This window comes from Methanocaldococcus infernus ME, assembly GCF_000092305.1.
Lineage (GTDB): Archaea > AGJL01 > Methanococci > Methanococcales > Methanocaldococcaceae > Methanocaldococcus > Methanocaldococcus infernus.
Map to the genome: position 1 here is coordinate 968,441 of NC_014122.1, position 16,880 is coordinate 985,320.

22 protein-coding genes are annotated in these 16,880 nt (G+C 34.2%); 6 read left to right on the top strand and 16 right to left on the bottom strand.

Annotated features, from left to right (window positions below; all coding sequences use genetic code 11):
* Nucleotides 1-57 precede the first annotated feature (57 nt).
* A complete protein-coding gene (locus METIN_RS05350) occupies nucleotides 58-903 on the top strand; it encodes a protein translocase subunit SecF (RefSeq protein ID WP_048203580.1) in 846 nt (281 codons plus the stop codon).
* A 1-nt stretch (nucleotide 904) separates the two neighbouring features.
* Nucleotides 905-1,741 carry a carboxylating nicotinate-nucleotide diphosphorylase gene (gene nadC / locus METIN_RS05355; RefSeq protein ID WP_013100475.1) on the top strand — a complete coding sequence of 279 codons (837 nt, stop codon included), beginning with the start codon at nucleotides 905-907 and terminating at the stop codon, nucleotides 1,739-1,741.
* Here nadC and METIN_RS05360 read toward each other — a convergent pair.
* From METIN_RS05360 to glmM, 14 genes are all read right to left on the bottom strand, one after another.
* Nucleotides 1,709-2,371, bottom strand: coding sequence for a fibrillarin-like rRNA/tRNA 2'-O-methyltransferase (locus METIN_RS05360; protein ID WP_013100476.1), 663 nt, complete (start codon nucleotides 2,369-2,371; stop codon nucleotides 1,709-1,711). The genes nadC and METIN_RS05360 overlap by 33 nt on opposite strands.
* A gap of 5 nt (nucleotides 2,372-2,376) precedes the next feature.
* Nucleotides 2,377-3,120, bottom strand: a complete 744-nt coding sequence (locus tag METIN_RS05365; protein ID WP_013100477.1) for an NAD+ synthase — start codon at nucleotides 3,118-3,120, stop codon at nucleotides 2,377-2,379.
* Between the two features lie 4 nt (nucleotides 3,121-3,124).
* Nucleotides 3,125-3,724 carry a DUF655 domain-containing protein gene (locus METIN_RS05370; RefSeq protein ID WP_013100478.1) on the bottom strand — a complete coding sequence of 200 codons (600 nt, stop codon included), beginning with the start codon at nucleotides 3,722-3,724 and terminating at the stop codon, nucleotides 3,125-3,127.
* Between the two features lie 49 nt (nucleotides 3,725-3,773).
* Entirely contained in the window at nucleotides 3,774-4,097 is a 324-nt protein-coding gene (locus tag METIN_RS05375; protein WP_013100479.1) for an RNA polymerase Rpb4 family protein, read from the bottom strand.
* Between the two features lie 2 nt (nucleotides 4,098-4,099).
* Nucleotides 4,100-4,402, bottom strand: coding sequence for a 50S ribosomal protein L21e (locus METIN_RS05380; protein ID WP_013100480.1), 303 nt, complete (start codon nucleotides 4,400-4,402; stop codon nucleotides 4,100-4,102).
* Nucleotides 4,386-5,651, bottom strand: coding sequence for a tRNA pseudouridine(54/55) synthase Pus10 (locus METIN_RS05385; protein WP_013100481.1), 1,266 nt, complete (start codon nucleotides 5,649-5,651; stop codon nucleotides 4,386-4,388). The genes METIN_RS05380 and METIN_RS05385 overlap by 17 nt, the downstream gene beginning before the upstream one ends.
* A 3-nt stretch (nucleotides 5,652-5,654) precedes the next feature.
* On the bottom strand, nucleotides 5,655-6,146 hold the full coding sequence (gene leuD, locus METIN_RS05390; protein WP_013100482.1) for an Isopropylmalate/citramalate isomerase small subunit: 492 nt from the start codon (nucleotides 6,144-6,146) through the stop codon (nucleotides 5,655-5,657).
* Nucleotides 6,147-6,178: 32 nt separating this feature from the next.
* Nucleotides 6,179-6,571 carry a translation initiation factor IF-5A gene (gene eif5A, locus METIN_RS05395; RefSeq protein WP_013100483.1) on the bottom strand — a complete coding sequence of 131 codons (393 nt, stop codon included), beginning with the start codon at nucleotides 6,569-6,571 and terminating at the stop codon, nucleotides 6,179-6,181.
* 81 nt (nucleotides 6,572-6,652) lie between these two features.
* Nucleotides 6,653-7,399, bottom strand: a complete 747-nt coding sequence (locus METIN_RS05400) for a TatD family hydrolase (protein ID WP_013100484.1) — start codon at nucleotides 7,397-7,399, stop codon at nucleotides 6,653-6,655.
* An 11-nt stretch (nucleotides 7,400-7,410) separates the two neighbouring features.
* Nucleotides 7,411-8,787, bottom strand: coding sequence for a PFL family protein (locus METIN_RS05405; protein WP_013100485.1), 1,377 nt, complete (start codon nucleotides 8,785-8,787; stop codon nucleotides 7,411-7,413).
* A 6-nt stretch (nucleotides 8,788-8,793) separates the two neighbouring features.
* Nucleotides 8,794-9,345: a hypoxanthine/guanine phosphoribosyltransferase gene (hpt, locus tag METIN_RS05410; RefSeq protein ID WP_013100486.1), complete on the bottom strand. Its 552-nt coding sequence runs from the start codon at nucleotides 9,343-9,345 to the stop codon at nucleotides 8,794-8,796.
* Between the two features lie 9 nt (nucleotides 9,346-9,354).
* On the bottom strand, nucleotides 9,355-10,032 hold the full coding sequence (pyrH, locus tag METIN_RS05415) for a UMP kinase (protein ID WP_013100487.1): 678 nt from the start codon (nucleotides 10,030-10,032) through the stop codon (nucleotides 9,355-9,357).
* Nucleotides 10,029-11,459 carry a phenylalanine--tRNA ligase subunit alpha gene (gene pheS, locus METIN_RS05420; protein ID WP_013100488.1) on the bottom strand — a complete coding sequence of 477 codons (1,431 nt, stop codon included), beginning with the start codon at nucleotides 11,457-11,459 and terminating at the stop codon, nucleotides 10,029-10,031. Before pheS ends, pyrH begins: the two co-directional genes overlap by 4 nt.
* Entirely contained in the window at nucleotides 11,447-12,748 is a 1,302-nt protein-coding gene (gene glmM, locus METIN_RS05425; RefSeq protein ID WP_013100489.1) for a phosphoglucosamine mutase, read from the bottom strand. Before glmM ends, pheS begins: the two co-directional genes overlap by 13 nt.
* Before the next feature lie 35 nt (nucleotides 12,749-12,783).
* Here glmM and METIN_RS05430 point away from each other — a divergent pair, with 35 nt between their 5' ends.
* Nucleotides 12,784-13,764, top strand: coding sequence for a DUF354 domain-containing protein (locus tag METIN_RS05430; RefSeq protein ID WP_013100490.1), 981 nt, complete (start codon nucleotides 12,784-12,786; stop codon nucleotides 13,762-13,764).
* A gap of 249 nt (nucleotides 13,765-14,013) precedes the next feature.
* Here METIN_RS05430 and METIN_RS05435 read toward each other — a convergent pair whose 3' ends face one another.
* Together METIN_RS05435 and METIN_RS07845 are read right to left on the bottom strand one after the other, a co-directional pair.
* The gene (locus METIN_RS05435) at nucleotides 14,014-14,481 is read right to left on the bottom strand and encodes an IS1 family transposase (protein WP_157198825.1); all 468 of its coding nucleotides are present in this window, start codon (nucleotides 14,479-14,481) and stop codon (nucleotides 14,014-14,016) included.
* A complete protein-coding gene (locus METIN_RS07845; protein ID WP_449288508.1) occupies nucleotides 14,444-14,737 on the bottom strand; it encodes an IS1/IS1595 family N-terminal zinc-binding domain-containing protein in 294 nt (97 codons plus the stop codon). The genes METIN_RS05435 and METIN_RS07845 overlap by 38 nt, the downstream gene beginning before the upstream one ends.
* 32 nt (nucleotides 14,738-14,769) lie before the next feature.
* On the opposite strand from METIN_RS07845, the gene METIN_RS07850 reads away from it, so the two are divergent.
* The 3 genes from METIN_RS07850 to METIN_RS05445 all read left to right on the top strand — a co-directional run bounded on the left by METIN_RS07850 (nucleotide 14,770) and on the right by METIN_RS05445 (nucleotide 16,880).
* Nucleotides 14,770-14,991, top strand: a complete 222-nt coding sequence (locus METIN_RS07850) for a transposase (RefSeq protein ID WP_449288509.1) — start codon at nucleotides 14,770-14,772, stop codon at nucleotides 14,989-14,991.
* 226 nt (nucleotides 14,992-15,217) lie between these two features.
* Nucleotides 15,218-15,487 (top strand): hypothetical protein, encoded by a 270-nt coding sequence (locus METIN_RS07815; protein ID WP_394295976.1) that lies wholly within the window; start codon nucleotides 15,218-15,220, stop codon nucleotides 15,485-15,487.
* Nucleotides 15,488-15,854: 367 nt separating this feature from the next.
* On the top strand, nucleotides 15,855-16,880 hold the full coding sequence (locus METIN_RS05445; RefSeq protein ID WP_013100491.1) for an ABC transporter substrate-binding protein: 1,026 nt from the start codon (nucleotides 15,855-15,857) through the stop codon (nucleotides 16,878-16,880).

The following is a 16,880-nucleotide window of genomic DNA, read 5'->3' on the forward strand; positions in this document are numbered from 1 at the left end:
TTTATATAAAAAGCTCTTAGGTTATATAAAAATTTTACAATGTGAGGGATAGAGTTGATAATTAAAGACTATAGGCTTGGGTTAGCAATAGTTTTTATTTTAATATTGGCTTCTATTTCTCTTTTAGTATTTAAGGGGATTCCTAAGAGTATTGACATAACAGGAGGGGCTGAGATCACTATAAAGGTGAAAGATCCAAACATCTTTTACAGTTTAAAGTCTTATTTAAGTGGGTTAGCTGAAGTTAAAGAGCTAAAGAGTAGCTCAGGCTACTATATAGTTGTTAGGTGTAGCTATGACAAAGTTGAGATCGTTAAGAAAAAACTTAAGGAGTTTTTTAAAGTTGAAAGTTTAAGCTCTTTAAACTACTCTGAAAAAACTGTTGGGCCCATACTATCAAGTAGGTTCTTTGAAGAAGGATTTAAAGCTTTAGCTTTTGCCTTTATCTTTATGTCATTGGTTGTCTATTTCTACTTCAGAGACCCTTATCCAAGTGGAGCCATCATCTTATCAGCTTTAACTGATATAATTTTAACACTTGGAGCTATGAGTTTATTTAACATAGAGCTATCAACAGCTACAATAGCAGCTTTATTAATGATTATTGGTTACAGTGTTGACTCTGACATCTTACTGACAACAAAGGTTTTAAGAAGGTTGTCAGTGAAGTTTGATGAATCTGTAAAGGAGGCATTTGAGACAGGAATTACCATGACATTAACAACTATAGCAGCTATGGTAACTTTATTAATAGTGGTTAAGCTCTTCATCCCAATAGCTGATATCCTTGCTAACATAGCTGAGGTTTTGGTTATAGCCTTGGTGGCTGATATAATATCAACCTGGATCCTTAATGTTAGCTTGTTAAAACTTTACTTAGAAAAGATTAAGAAAGTGATCTAAATTGATAAAGCTCTATGCCTTAAAAGTTTTAAATGAGGCTTTAAAGCAGGACATTGGTTTTATGGATATAACCACTGAACTTTTAGATGATAATGAGATTAAAGCTTACATTGTAGCTAAAGAGCCATGTATCTTATGTGGAATAAACTTTATTAAGGAATTTTTTGAACAATATAATGTTAAATGTAAAGTTATTAAGCCTGAAGGCTCCTTCTGTGAAGGAAAGGTTTTAGAGCTTTATGGAAGCTCTAAGACTATTTTAACCTTGGAAAGAACAGCTTTAAATTTATTAATGCATCTCTCAGGAGTGGCTACTAAGACATATAAATTAATTAAAAAAGTTAGAGAAGTGAATAAAAAAGTAAGAATAGCTGGGACAAGGAAAACTCTTCCTCTATTATCTCCTCTCCAAAAATATGCCATTCTCTTAGCTGGAGGAGATCCTCATAGGTTTAGGTTAGATGACTCTATCTTAATTAAAGATAATCATATAGACATCTTAGGCTTAAGGGAAGCTATAAGGAGAGCTAAGAGGTTTAGCTTCACAAAGAAGATAGAGGCTGAAGTTAGAAACTTTGAAGAGTTAAAGACAGCTCTTGAAGAAAAGGTTGATATAGTGATGCTTGATAACTTCTCTCCAGAAGAAATTGGAGAGGCTCTAAAGATAGTTAAAAGTTATAGCTATAGGCCTATCATTGAGGTTAGTGGGGGAATAAATGAAGACAATATTTTAGAGTATGCCAAGTATGATATAGATGTTATCTCTCTTGGCTCCCTAACCCATTCAGTAAAGGCTATTGACTTCTCACTCTACATTGAGCCACTTACAGACAAATAAGATATGATCCTTTTCATAAGGCTCTATATTAACCTCATCAACAACTTTAAATCCTCCTTTCTCTAAAATTTCTTTTTGCTCTTTAAAAACTTCTTTTGGATCCTTTGTTACATCTACACTCCTTGCCTTTATGGCTATCATTCCATAGCCATTCTTTTTTAAGAACCACTTGGCATTTTTTATTAAGATCTCTGCCTGGTTAGGTTGAGCTACATCTTCATAGATAACATCAACTTTTTCAACAATATTTGAATATTCCCATGGCTTATTTGCATCTCCAAGTATTGGAACAAGATTTTTCCTATCTGAGCAACTGTCTAAGAGCTCTCTCATAATCCTTGGAGCATACTCTAAGGCATAAATAATTCCATCTTCAACAATGTCAGAAACATGTGAAGGAGTGGTTCCAGCAGAGGCTCCAAGGTAGAGAACCTTAGAGTCTCTCTTTATTGGCATAACTTTTAATCCATTAACTATAGCTGCAGCCAACTTACTTTTATATGGGTTCCATACTCTATAGTAAGTTCCATCCTTCTCAATAAATTTCTCATCATAAACCTTCTTTCTACTTAAAGCCTTTGTAGCTATCTTATTATCTATTTTATATACATTTTCAAAGATCTCCTTCATAGCTTTCACTCTATCTTAGCTGGCAATTTTCTTTTATGCTCATTCTTCTTTATTAAATCAAAAATTCTTTTAACTATTTGGAGATCAACACTTAACTCCTTAGCTATCTCCTCTTCTTTCTTACCTTCCTCATACAACTTTAATATCTTGTCTAAAATTTCATAGCTAACTCCTAACTCCCCTTCATCAGTTTGCCCTTCCCAGAGGCCTGCAGAAGGAGGCTTTTCAATGATCTCCTTAGGCACTCCTAATTTTTTAGCCAACTCTCTTACTTCAGTTTTAAATAAGTGGGCTATGGGCATAAAGTCACAGGCAAGATCTCCATATTTTGTTCCATAACCAACATAGATCTCTGACTTATTTGCAGTTCCTGCCACTAAGTAGTTGTATTTATTTGCATAGTAATAGAGGACACACATCCTTACCCTTGCCTTCAAGTTACCATCTGGAATTTTCTCAAACTCCTTTGTAGGAGTATAGAGACCAAAGGCTTTTAGGACATCAGTTATATCAATAATATAATATTTAATTCCAAGCATCTCAGCAACTTTTTTAGCATCTTCTATATCCTCTTTCCTTGTAGTCTTTTCAGGCAAAATTAGACCTAAGACTTTATCTTTACCAAGGGCTTTAACACATAAGAAAGCTGTAGTAGAGCTATCAATTCCCCCACTTAGGCCAACAACAACTCCATTGGCATTGGCTTCTTTAACAACATTTCTTATAAACTCTAAAATTTTCTCCTCCATAGTCTCACTCTTTAACATAGAATGTCATAGTATCCTCATCTAAAATTATTCCTCTTTTCCACTTAACAAATAAATAATATTTATCTTTCTTCTCATCTGAAAGCTCTTTTTCTATCCTCTTAGCCAATATTTTTATTGGATCCCTACCTATTCTATTTTTAAAGTCTTCAAAGCTTTTAAACTTTTCTTTTTCTCTCTCTTCAAGAATCTTCCACATTAACTTATGTTTAATCTCTGGTAGTAGCTCTAAGCTATGTAGCCTTGTAGTAATAGGAGGGGCCTCATTAAAAAATCTTATAAATCTCTCCTCTTGCTGTTGTACAGCATTCATTATGTTATAGATGAGTTCAGTCTTAGCAGTTCCTGTTAGTTGCTCATATTTTATCATTCTATTGACATGGTCAATCTTATCCCTCTTACCCTTTCCTATATAAACTCTCTCTCCTAAGCTTATGTCATCACTCTTTGGAGTCATCTCCATTAGTAAAAATTGTTCCTCTCCAAGTCCTTGAACTATAGGATCTCCCTTTAAATTATAGAAAAAGTCTAAAACCCAGGCATACTCTTCAAACTTTTGAGGCTTATTTTTCTTAGGAAATTTCATAAAATCACCTATTTAATTTGAATTTATAAATATTCACATCTAAAAAAATTTATAAATACTTTCTAACAACCTCTAAGATTTCCTCAGCATTCTCAGGCAACTTTCTCTTGTAGTAAATAACTTCCAAATCTTCTATATCCTCTGGAAGTATATCAGCTATCTTAACAGCTGTTTCTTCATCTACTCCAATCTTTTTAAGTTCTTCAACTAACTCCTTAGCCTTCTCAGGAGTTAATTTTTTAAACTTCTCCAAATAATCTAAGGCACACTTCTGTTCATAGGAGAGGTCTCCAAGTTCAGCTCTTTTTTTCATAATTTCATAGGCTTCAGAAATGGTAATAAATCTTTCATTCAAGATTTTTTTGCCAATCATCCTTAACCCTCTTTAGCTACAGGTCTGAGATGCTGAGGGAAGGCTATTATTATCTTATACTTCCCTCCATCCCTAACCTTAACTAAGAAAGCTCTTCCCTGTTTTCCTACAACCACTCCAGTCCTTCCATGAAACCTTGGGTGAGGCATTCCCTTATGAACTGAAGGATCAATAACTATACTAACATACTCCCCTTCTTTATACTCCTTTAAAGCTCTTGTTATTGGATATAAACCTCTTTCTCTTGGACTCTTTGTCAACTTCTTTCTTGTTTTTCTCCTAAATCCTTCACTCATTTCTACCATTTGTTTCACCATCATGTACTTTTATCACATCAAGCTCCTTACAGATACACTGTTTATTTAAAATAGAGGAGACTGAAGGTTTAGTTCTTCCCTCATCTCCACTGATAAGCTCTTTTATGTAGAGTCCTCCATCACAATAGATAATAAGTTCAAAATGATTTCTATCAACTTTATTAGCTTCAACTTTATAAACCTTACGCACCCTAACCAAATCAGCCCTTCTATGTAAAACTCTCTTTGGAGTTCTTTGATAAATTTCTCTATTCTTTAACTCCTCTTCTAACTTCTTTAGCTCTTCTTCACTAACCTCATCTTCACAATAAACCAAGGCTCTATATGTCTTCTTATGAGGGACATTTTTTATAATAACCTTGTCCTTCCTTCTGCAGAACTCTAAGTTTAAAACTTCAACCCTTCCATCCTTGTTAATCTCTTCTTCCAATTTTTTAAGGTTAATATTTCTTATCCTTGGCTCTTTAATTTCAATGACAAAAGGCCTTCCATTCCCAAGCATTCTTACATCAATATCTTCCCTTCCCGCACCATGGAATCTATAGTCTTTCCCTTTGGTAGCTTTAAGTATGGGCTCTCCAATAATCTCTTCAACTGAAACCAAATACTTTTTTCCTGTAAAGTTACAATAAACACAACCCTTTCCCTTACAGAAGCCACAGAGCCATCTTGTTTGAGGAATGCCTCTAACCAACTTTCTATATCTTCCCTTTATAAAGAGAGGGTTTACTTGAAGCCATATTTCCTCTGTGTAAGGGTTTATATGTATAACAATATCAGGATTCTCCTTATCTGGCTTTTTATTTATGGTTCTTGCTAAGAGTTTTCCAAACTCTCTACCAAACTCCTGCTTTATACTCTCCATATACTCAGTTTTAATTTCCTCTTCAAACTCCTTAATCTCCTCAGGAATATGCGTTCCAATTAAAAAGGTGTTAAATTCATAATCTTTAACCTTCTCTAAAACTTCCTCTAAGAGCTTGTCCATCCTATTAAAAATTCCTTTACACCAAGGACATTCTTTAACTTCTTCATCTACTCCTCTTATTTCTTTAACTCCACTTCTACTTAGAGCTTTTAACATCTCTTCATCTTTATTTATCTCAGCCTCAATAGCCTTAGCTATCTTTAAAGATTTTCCCCTAACTAAGTTGGTGGTGTTAAGAACCTTACCATATAGCCTACCAAAGCATCTATCACAGAGAGGATACTTTTTTAAAATTTCATAGTTTATCATGGCCTAAGCCCTCTTCTTAACTAAATACTCCATTAATCCCCCAGCTTCTAAGATCTCCATCATAAACTCAGGAAGTTTAGTTCCTTGGTAAGTTTCTCCCTTAGTTAAGTTCTTTATCTCTCCAGTTTTTAGATTAACCTCTAAAATGTCTCCTTCATCAACCTTCTTAGAGATGTCCTTACACTCAATTAAAGGAAGTCCAATATTTATAGCATTCCTATAAAAGATTCTTGCAAAGCTTTCAGCTATCACTGCAGAGATACCAAGGGCTTTTAAGCCTATAGGAGCATGCTCCCTTGAAGAGCCACAGCCAAAGTTTTTACCAGCCACTATAATGTCTCCCTTCTTAGCCTTCTTAGGGAACTCTTCATCTATCCCTGTCATAGCATACTTTGCCAACTCTTCAGGCTCAGTATATATCAAATATCTTGCTGGTAAAATAGCATCAGTATCTACATTATCTCCAAACTTCCAAACTCTTCCTTTAATATTCAAAATAACCACCTCAAAAAATAGTTAAAAGGGGTTTACTTAAAGACTCTTGTTATCTTGTATTGTCCAACAGCCTCTATATATTCAACCTCAACCCCTGGCTCTAATCCTTCAATTCCCTCAGGGATTGGTAACTCTAAGGTTTCATAAGTTTGTAAGTCCATAATTTGAACTGTATCTCCAACAACAGCTAAAACTTGAGCCTTTCTCCTATCAATGATTGGAACCTCAACCTTGGAAGATGTTGGAGCAACAAATTCTTTTTTAACCTTATCAAAGATCCCTATTCCTACAACTCTTGCCTTAGCCCCTCCATGTTTTCCAGGCTTTGAGACACTGATATCTACAATCTCACAAGGAACTCCATCTATCATAACATACTGTCCAACTTTTAAAGAACCAACATTCACCTGTTTAGTTCCTGGCATAACTTTCACCTCAAAAAGTTTTTTCTTTAAAGTGGTAGGAAGTCTATTACTTTAAAGAGTTATTTAAAATTTTAGTAAAACTTAGATTCTATAGAATTTCTTAGCATTTTTATATAAACTTTCTTCTATCTTTCTCTTCTCAAGATTCATTCTCTTCATTTCTAACTTAGCCTTAGGTAAGGCATAGATATCAGATTTTAAGCTTCCCAAGTCACTACTAAGGATAAATTTTTTATCATAATCTCTAACAATTTCACAAGCCTCCTTTACACTTAACTTAAAAGCTGGCTGTATGGATAAGCCAACATAAACATCTCTATCAATTAAGTCTATAGTTTCCCTATTTATGTGATCAATTAAAACTAAGCTCTCATCAATCCTAACCTCATTTAGAATATCTAAAATCCTTAAGAGAGCTTCTTTTTTGTTCTTCTCTGGAGTGTGTATAACTATTGGCTTCTCATACTCCTTAGCCAAAATTAGCTGTTCCTTTAACAACTCTTCCTCTCCTTTTAAATAGTGAAGCCCAGTTTCTCCTATACAGACTATTTTATCAATATATTCAGGAATTTTTTTAATTAGGATTTTCCAATCTTTAGGATAGCCCATAGGATGAATCCCAATTCCTGGCAAAACATTAACTCCAGCCATCTCCCCCCTCTTAACCTCAAAATTTACTATCCTATCCCAATGGTCTAAATAAACCTCTGGGGAGATCATTTTATAAGGATCATGTGCTAAAGTAACTATATACTCAATCCCAGCTATGGCCATCTTTTCAATGTCTTCATAGCTTCTAACATCTAAGTGGGTGTGTGCATCTATCATTCTCTCACTTCTTAATTTGTTAGCCCCTGTATAGGAGCTGGAATTCTTCCACCTCTTTTTATAAATTTCTCTGAGGAATATTTATTAACCTTCATAACTACAGCCTTTCCTAACAAGCCTCCATAATCTACTTCATCCCCTTCCTTAGCTCCAGGGATTGGGATAATTCTAACTGCTGTAGTCTTGTTATTTATAACTCCTATAGCCATCTCATCAGCTATGATTGCTGATATTGTAGTAGCTGGAGTATCTCCTGGAATGGCTACCATATCAATACCAACAGAACAGACAGAAGTCATAGCCTCTAACTTGTCTAAGCTTAAAGCTCCGGCTCTTACAGCTTCAACCATTCCACTATCTTCACTCACAGGAATGAAGGCTCCACTCAACCCTCCAACATAGGAAGAGGCCATAGCCCCTCCTTTTTTAACAGCATCATTTAACAAGGCTAAGGCTGCAGTAGAGCCATGTGTTCCACATCTCTCCAAACCCATAGCTTCTAAGATGTTGGCTACACTATCTCCCTTAGCAGGAGTTGGAGCAAGGGATAAATCAACTATCCCAAACTTAACTCCAAGTTTTTTAGACACTTCTCTACCTATAAGCTCTCCAACCCTTGTTATCTTAAAAGCTGTCTTCTTTATCTGATCAGCTAAGGTTCCTAAGTCAGCATCTCCTAACTTCTCTATAACTGATCTAACAACCCCTGGCCCAGAGATTCCAACATTTATAGCTTTATCCCCCTCTCCAACCCCATGAAAGGCTCCAGCCATGAAGGGATTGTCTTCAGGAGCATTTGCAAAGACAACAAGTTTAGCACATCCTATAGCTTTCTCTGTCCTCTCAGCAGTTTCTTTAATAATCTCTCCCATCCTCTTAACAGCATCCATATTTATGCCAGTCTTTGTAGAGGCTACATTAACAGAAGAGCAAACCCTCTCTGTCTTCTCCATCATATAAGGGATAGAGTTAATTAGGGCTTCATCTTCTTTAGTAGAATCCTTATGAACTAAGGCTGAGTAGCCACCAATAAAGTCAACCTTGACATCCTTAGCCACTTTATCTAAAATTTTCCCTATTTCAACACAGGCCTTTATTTTCTCATCTTCCTCTAAACCTCTCAAAGCTCCACCAATGATTAAAGAGATTGGGGTTACAGCTATCCTTTTATTAACTATTGGAACCCCATACTTCTCAGAAACTTCTTCAGCAACATCAACAAGGTTCTTAGCAGAGGAGTAAATTTTATTGTATATATTTTCTTTCAACCTCTCTAAATCATCTGAGACACAGTCCTTAAGATTTATCCCTAAGGTTACTGTTCTTATGTCTAAGTTTTCCATTTTAATCATTTTTATAGTCTCAACTATCTCCTCTGGCCTAAACATGGTTTCTCACTTTATCACAACTTTTCCATCAACAACATCTATTTTAACCAATGTCTTTATCTTATAGCCTGTTTTTTTCTCAACTATCTCCCTTCCCTTCCCTCTCTCAATGACACAAACAATATCCTTAATTTCAGCTCCAGCCCTCTTTAAAGCTTCAATAATAGCTATCATTGTTCCTCCTGTTGAGATGACATCATCAACTATAACCACTTTGTCCCCTTCTTTAATCCCATTCACATAAAGCTGTCCCTTACTGTACCCAGTTTTTTGAAAAACTGGAATCTCTCCCTCTAAGCCATAGCTTCTCTTTCTAATAATAACAAAAGGGATATCTGTGTATAAGGAGAGGGTTGTAGCTAAATGAATTCCCATAGCTTCGGCTGTAACTATCTTGTCAACCTCACTAAAATCAACAATTTTTAGTATTCTACAAGCTACTTCCCTTAAAAGAGAGGGCTCAACTAAAGGAATTCCATCAGTTATAGGATGGACAAAATAGTTATATTCTCCTCTCTTAATTACAGGACACTTTTTTAAGCTCTCCTCTAACTTCAATGTTCCACCTCATTCTATAATAGTTCCAATCCTTTCTCCTTTTACAGCCTTTAATATATTTTCAGGCTCTCCCTTAACAACAATAGCCTTTAACTTAGCTCTCTCTATGATCTTAGCAGCTAAGAGATCAACCACTGAAGAAGAACCAGCCTCTAAGGATTGAGTATTAATTATATTTATTAATTCCTCTATCTTAATCCTGTCATATTTCTTAGCATCTTTATACTTTTTAGGGTCTTTATCATAGATTCCATCAACATTTGTAGCTATGATAAGGAGGTTAGCATCTATATACTCAGCAAGCCCAGCTGAAACAGCATCAGTTGTATGACCAGGATGAGTTCCTCCCATAACTGGAATCTTATTCATACTTAAAATTTCCTCAGCCTCTTCAAAGCTCTTAGGAACTTTCTTTATACTCAACTCTTTTAGAGCAGAGATTAAGAGCATGGCATTCATCCTTGTAGCCATAATGCCAAGCATGTCACAATAACCATTATTTGAGCCAAGCTCTCTTGCTATCTCTATGTATTCTCTTGCTACTTTTCCACCACCAACAACAATAGCTAAGTTATGCCCCATCTCATAAATCTCTTTAAAAGCTTCAGCATACTTCAAAATCCTCTCCTTATCTATCCCTTCCCTTGGAGCTATCATGGAGCCTCCAAGATCTATAACTATCTTCATCCTATAACCCTCCTAAGCCAATCTATGTCATTTTTATGAAGCTCTCTAATGTCAGTTAAGTTATACTTTAGCATAGCCAATCTACTAAATCCAATTCCCCAAGCTAAGACAGGCTTCTCTATTCCCAAAGGCTCTAAAACTTCTGGTCTGAAGATTCCAGCCCCTAAGATCTCTAACCATCCTTTTCCTTCCACATAGATCTCAGCTTCTAAGGATGGCTCTGTGAATGGGAAGTATGCAGGCCTAAATCTAACCTTATCAAAGCCTAACCTATTTAAAAACTCTTTCAATATTCCAATTAGGTTATCAAAATTAACATTGTCTCCCATTAATATACCTTCACATTGATAAAACTCTGGCAAATGTTTGTAGTCAATGGCTTCATTTCTAAACACTCTATCAATACAGAAAACTTTATGATTCTTCTTTTTCTCCTCTTCACTTAAAGAGGCAAGATATCTTATAGATGATGCTGTTGTATGAGTTCTTAATATCAACCTTCTACTAACTTTTTCATCAAACTGTCTCCAACATCTTAAATGTACTTCCCTAACCTTCTCAACTAACTCTTTAGGAATTTCTCCCTCAGTAGGATACTTTAAAAAGAAAGTGTCTTGCATCTCCCTTGCTGGATGATCCTGAGGTTCAAAGAGCATATCAAAGTTCCAGAACTCTGTTTCCACTATAGGGCTTTTAACCTCTTTAAAGCCCATTCCTAAGAGTATCTCCTTAACCTCTCTTATAATTCTTGTGAGTGGATGAACCTTAGCTGGGAAAATAGGCTTTGTAGGAACTTTAACATCATAAGGTCTGATATAAGCCTTTTTCCACTTCTTACTTATAATAATATCTCTTGTTAGTTGAGAAATCTCTTCTTCTATCTCTATTGGCTTCTCTAAAAGTTTCTTTCCTTCCTCAGTGAGTTTAATATTTACTTCTTTCTCCTCCTCTATTTCAATATAGCCTCTCTTTTTTAGGATATTTAATAAGTTTTTATCAACTTCCTCAACAGTTTTCCCATCTATTTCATTTAAAGCTCTCTCTTCCTCATCTTCATAGTCTAAGTTTTCAAAGATTATTTTCCCCTTCTCAATCTTAGCTATCCCTTTCCTCTTTATTGCTCCAAGGGCAGCATTGATCTCTTCCTTATTCAGTATATTTTTTAGTTCCTTAATCTCTATCTCCTTCAAGTTCCTCTCTTTTAAGTACTTAGCTATCTTTCTCTCAGGGAAGTCTTCTTTCTTTATAACTCTAACTCTCTCTCTTTTCTTCTCATCAATTTCAATTAAACCCTTTCCCTTAAGCCAGAGAGAAACTCTTAAAATTTTCTCTCTTGGGAGATACTTCTCCAACTCCTCCAACTTAAAACTATCCTTTCCAGTCTCTTGAAATATCTTCAATAACCTCTTTTCATCTATGTGTAACATCTTATCCCCTCTTTAACTAACTTAACTCCAAGGTTTAATAACTCTTTAGCCCTCTCCAAGGTTTTAGCTTCAACCCTAACCCTTATATATGACTCAGTTCCTGAAGGCCTTATTAGTAACCAGCCATCTTCAAGGCTTATCCTAACTCCATCTATGGTTTCAGCTTCTCCAACCTTCTCTTTTATGTAGTTAATAACTTTCTCTTTTAAGTGATCCTCAACCTTAACCTTTTCCCTTAAATTTATATACTCAGGAATCTCATCCAAGAGTTTGTAAAGCTCTTTATTATAATACTCTAAAACCTCTAAAATTCTTATCCCTGTTAATATCCCATCTGGAGTTTTATGTAATTCATGTATCCATGTTCCACTTGGCTCTCCACCAAATTTTATTTTCCTCTTCCTCATCTCCTCAGAGACATAGACATCTCCTACTTTAGTTCTAACAACCTTTATATCATCAATCTCTTCTATGGCCATTGAACAATCTACTGTAGTTACAACCTCTTTAATTCCCTTAACCTCAGAGAGATATTTAACATACAAAATAAGGAGTTTGTCAAAATATACCCTTCCCTTTTCATCTATAACTATGGCTCTATCAGCATCTCCATCATGAGCTATAGCTATGGTTTTTAAGCACTTAGCCATCTCACAAGTATCTCTTAAATTTTCCTTATCAGGCTCTGGAAGTCTTCCCAAGAATCTACCATCAGGATGGCTATTTATTGAAATAACTTTATAGTTAAAGTCTCCTATCAAACTTGGAGAGATAACAGAAGCTGATCCATTGGCACAATCTACCAAAATTTTCTTTCCCTTACCATCAAGCTCAACATTGTCTAAAATAAAATCTCTATATCTTTTTAAAGCTAATTTATCTTCATAGACCTCTCCAATATCTTCCCAATCAACTTTTTTAAATTTTCCTTCTTTAATTTCTCTCTCTATCTCTTCCTCTTCTTCTTTACTAAGTGAAAGCCCTTCCCTATTAAAAATCTTTATTCCATTGTACTCTGGTGGGTTATGAGAGGCTGTTATCATCACTCCTAAATTGTAATATTTACAGTTATAGCCTAAAACAGGAGTTGGGCATAGATTTATCTTATAAGCATTTCCTCCCCCCTCTAAGATTCCAGATATTAAAGAGCTTTCCAACAATGGAGAACTTTTTCTTGTATCTCTGCCAATAACAATATCTTTATATTTTGCTATGGCCAATCCTACTTTATAAGCTAACTCTGGAGGAAAGTTTTTTATCCTTATTCCAGATGTTCCAAAGAGTTTCAAATTCTCACCTCAATAAAGTTAGAAGGTGAAACACCTTGATCTGGATAGATCTAACCAATAATCCACATGTTCATTTTTTTTCTCAGATCATAAATTTTTATAGAGATATAGCTTTTGTAACCTTTAGAGAGATAAATAACATTAGAGATATTATAAAACTCTATGGTTTTAAAGCCAAATGTGTGGGAAAGCATTCAACTGACTTACTTGGGAAGCTTCTTAACTCCTCTAAGAGGATCTATTTATTAACAAAGCTAATAAGGAATTTAAATTTAAAGGTAGCTGTGGCTAAACACTCTGTTGAGCTCCCAAGGGTGGCATTTGGCTTAAACATTCCAACTATTTTTATTGTTGATAATGAACAGGCTGAGGCCCAGAATAGGCTAACAATCCCATTAGTTAATATTTTAATAAAGCCCATAGCTACAGACTTGGAGAAGTTTAAAAATTTTTGTGAAGTTATAGAGTTTGATGGAGTTTGTGAAGTTGCTAATGTAAATGCAAGGTTAAAAATAGGCTTAGATGAGAATGTAAAGAAATATTTAGATGATGAAAAATATAATATTGTCCTAAGACCCTGTCCAAACTCTTCCTACTGTAATGGGCATAAAGATATTCTCCCTAAGATTGTAGAAGAGCTAAATAAAAGGTTGGATTGTCACTTTATAGCATTTCCAAGAAGTAAGAAGCAAGAGCTTATTTATAAAAAGATAGCTACAGTTCCAGAGCCTTTAGATAGCATCTCTCTCCTATATGAATGTGACTTTATGATAGGTGCAGGAGGAACAATGAATAGAGAAGCTGGAGTCTTAGGAACTCCTGTAGTTTCCTGTTATCCTCAAGAGTTATTAGGAGTAGATAAGTATCTCATTGAAAAGGGAAGATTATATTATTCAACCAATATTAAAGAGATTGTTAGCTATGTTGAAGATAATATTGGAAAAAAGTTAGGGTTGGCTAAGTTTGAAGACCCTACTCATATAATAAAAGAGAAAATATTGGATTATTTATACTGACAAAAATCTAAAGATTTCTGTTGCCCAGAGGTTGTCGAAAAATATGAAATATAACTAAGGAGGTAATAAAATGTATGAGTGGGAAAAAATGTAAAAAGAAAAAGCGCTCATGTTCATTTAGGGTTACTTATATAAGTAGTAATCTCATATATAGCAATTATGAGCGTCGGAATATATAATTTATTCATTCCAAAAGATGAAGAATGTATTGAAGTTATAAGAAGGATCCGATGGAGTAGTGGATACGGGTCATGTACCAAATTTTGATATCATGTCTTTATTATAAAAATATACCAATAAATCGATAATAATATTATGCATTTCCATAGACTTAGAATATCGAATACCTCTTCTAACTAATCTTGCACATGAATTTCTAAATGTTAAGAAGGTTCTTTCTACCCGTCTTGTATATTCCTTACCAATTTTATGTCTTTCGTTAGGAAGTATGTTGTAAGCTTTCCATTTATCGGTATAGAATGTACATTTATCCAATACTTTCTTAGGAATTTCTTTAAGAAGTTTTTTAAGCGATTTGTCTGATCTATCGCCAGTTTTATGCGCTATGATTAGTCCAGTATTTTTATCGACTGCTATCCATATCCACACTTTATTATCCTTAGATCTAACGAAAGAATGCATTTCATCTATTTCTAAATGAATTTGGTTCATATTAAGTTTAATTTTCCTGTTCGCATTGTTTAGTTTTTTTAAAATCTTTAATCCACCTAAGTATTGTAGTTGTACTTAGTTTAAATACTCTACCGGCTTGTCTAATCCCTAAACCCTCAAAAACTACACTTCTAACAACTTTTTCTTTAAAACTATCGGAATATCTAGGAGCTTTAGATTCTTCAACAAATCGTCTCTTACATTTTTTACACAAATACATCTGCCTAACTCCGTATTTCTCTGACTTGTGCTTTCCTGCCTTAACGACTTTATCCGAATTACAATATTTACACCTGATCATAAGAAAAATATATCATAAATGATATATATCAATTGCGCGTACATGACCGTGGATACGTTTGTCCATATTGTGGATCAAAAGATGTTATTTTGAAAGGTAGAGGAAGAAATAGATCACACATTCAAGGATATAGATGTAGCTTGTGTAAAAGACATTTCAACGATTTAACAGGTACGATATTTGCCAAAAAACGAATGTCATTGGGAGGAATGTTTTATATAATCAAAAATTTAAAAAATTCTTTAATTAATTAAATATCCAAGGAATTAGGGGAGGTTATAGAACAATTCATTCGTTTGTAAAAGAGGTTATGAAACAGTCTAAAAAAAGACAACCTTTTAAAAAATTACTGGAAAAACATTAGAAATAGATGAATTTTATGTTAATACTGGAGATAAAGGCACTAAAAAAGAAAATAGTCGAAAGAGAGGTCTAAAAAGAAAGGGTAGAGGAATTTATTAACATGAAAGACCTCCAATAATTACTCTATACGACCTAGCGAATAAAAAAGTGTTTACTTCTGTTGAAACGAATCTAAGCAAAATTAAAATTAGGAAGATAATTAACGAAGTTAATAATTGTGATAGTTTAATTATTAATACAGACGAATACACTATTTACAAAGATTTAGAGTCACATTCAAAGACATTTAAATACTTAATAGTTAATCATACATCAAAAGAATACTCTAACGGCATACCTCATGTCAATAATTGCGAATGTTTCCATTCAATAATTAAACCCCATTAAGAAAACACTGGGGTATTAGTCGAAGAAATCTCTATTTTATTCGGCGGTTTAGAAACTAAAAATAGGCTAAATAGAAATGAAAAATCGTTAGATATGAGAATGAAATGTGTCTATGTAAATCGATAGTTCACAACATACAAACTTTAATGAGAGTAATATCAAGTAATAAATCAACAATAACCAATTTTTAATTTTTAGACAACCCTTAATAACCCATAACTAAGATCTTGCTTATAAATTTGAAGTATGTCTATATATAGATCTTATAACTTTAGTTATTAGAAATTCTAAATAATAATACATAAATATTATTTTTCACTGTAAGATTTTTAATATAACTTATTAAAAAAATTATAAAGGGATATTCATGAGAAAATATCTGACTATTTTATTTGTATTAGCTCTAATTTCTGTAATATTAGTTTGTGGATGTGTTGGCAAGCAAAAATCAGAAGAAACTGGAGAAAAAGTAGTGACAGTCTATGCTGCCTACGGTGGAATGGATTTAATAGCAAAAGAGTTTGAAAAAGATACTGGCATAAAGGTAGAATATATCTCTATGTCTTCTGGAGAAGTTTTATCTCGTCTAGAAGCAGAAAAGAACAATCCGTCAGCTGACGTTTGGTTTGGTGGAGGGATTGATGCTTTCATAAAAGCTAAAGAGGAAGGTTTATTAATGCCTTACAAATCCCCAAATGTGAAATATATTGACAAGAGGTTCGTTGATAAGGATTATTATTGGACAGGCGTCTCGTTAGTTACAATTGGTATAATGGAAAATGAAGAATTGGTTAAAAAGAAAGGACTTCCAGAGCCAAAAACATGGGACGATTTGATAAAGCCAGAATATAAAGGCGAAATTATTGCATCAAATCCAACGATCTCTGGAACTGCATACTTCACAATCTGTGGGATATTGCAAATGAAGGGTGAAAAAGAAGGTTGGAAATACTTAGAAAAATTGTATGAAAATGTCCCATTCTTAACAAAGAGAGGTTCAGGGCCTGCTAAAATGGTCATTTCTGGAGAATATGCATTTGGTATCTGTCCAGATCCGCACATAGCTCCAATGAAAAATAAAGATCTTCCTATTAAGGCCATATACTTAAACAAAGTAATTTGGTGGCCTGCACCCGTAGCTATCATAAAAAACTGTAAGCATCTGGAGAATGCAAAGATATTTGTTGACTGGGTATTATCTAAGAGAGGACAGGAAGTTTTAATGAAAGCATGCCCGAGAGTTCCTGTGAGGGGCGATATAGAACCTATTAAAGGAGTGCCAAACCCGGAAGATTTAGACTTTATTGATATGGACTTTCTCTACTGGAGTAAAAAGAGAGATGAAATATTAAGAAAGTGGGAAGAGATGTATCAACATCTTAAAACAGAATAA

Excerpts from the sequence above, each read along its gene's own strand:
- METIN_RS05360 (WP_013100476.1), bottom strand. The coding sequence starts at position 2,371 with ATGAAGGAGATCTTTGAAAATGTATATAAAATAGATAATAAGATAGCT.
- METIN_RS05365 (WP_013100477.1), bottom strand. The coding sequence starts at position 3,120 with ATGGAGGAGAAAATTTTAGAGTTTATAAGAAATGTTGTTAAAGAAGCC.
- METIN_RS05370 (WP_013100478.1), bottom strand. The coding sequence starts at position 3,724 with ATGAAATTTCCTAAGAAAAATAAGCCTCAAAAGTTTGAAGAGTATGCC.
- METIN_RS05375 (WP_013100479.1), bottom strand. The coding sequence starts at position 4,097 with ATGATTGGCAAAAAAATCTTGAATGAAAGATTTATTACCATTTCTGAA.
- METIN_RS05380 (WP_013100480.1), bottom strand. The coding sequence starts at position 4,402 with ATGGTAGAAATGAGTGAAGGATTTAGGAGAAAAACAAGAAAGAAGTTG.
- METIN_RS05385 (WP_013100481.1), bottom strand. The coding sequence starts at position 5,651 with ATGATAAACTATGAAATTTTAAAAAAGTATCCTCTCTGTGATAGATGC.
- eif5A (WP_013100483.1), bottom strand. The coding sequence starts at position 6,571 with ATGCCAGGAACTAAACAGGTGAATGTTGGTTCTTTAAAAGTTGGACAG.
- METIN_RS05400 (WP_013100484.1), bottom strand. The coding sequence starts at position 7,399 with ATGATAGATGCACACACCCACTTAGATGTTAGAAGCTATGAAGACATT.
- METIN_RS05405 (WP_013100485.1), bottom strand. The coding sequence starts at position 8,787 with ATGTTTAGGCCAGAGGAGATAGTTGAGACTATAAAAATGATTAAAATG.
- pyrH (WP_013100487.1), bottom strand. The coding sequence starts at position 10,032 with ATGAAGATAGTTATAGATCTTGGAGGCTCCATGATAGCTCCAAGGGAA.
- pheS (WP_013100488.1), bottom strand. The coding sequence starts at position 11,459 with ATGTTACACATAGATGAAAAGAGGTTATTGAAGATATTTCAAGAGACT.
- METIN_RS07845 (WP_449288508.1), bottom strand. The coding sequence starts at position 14,737 with ATGATCAGGTGTAAATATTGTAATTCGGATAAAGTCGTTAAGGCAGGA.
- METIN_RS05445 (WP_013100491.1), top strand. The coding sequence starts at position 15,855 with ATGAGAAAATATCTGACTATTTTATTTGTATTAGCTCTAATTTCTGTA.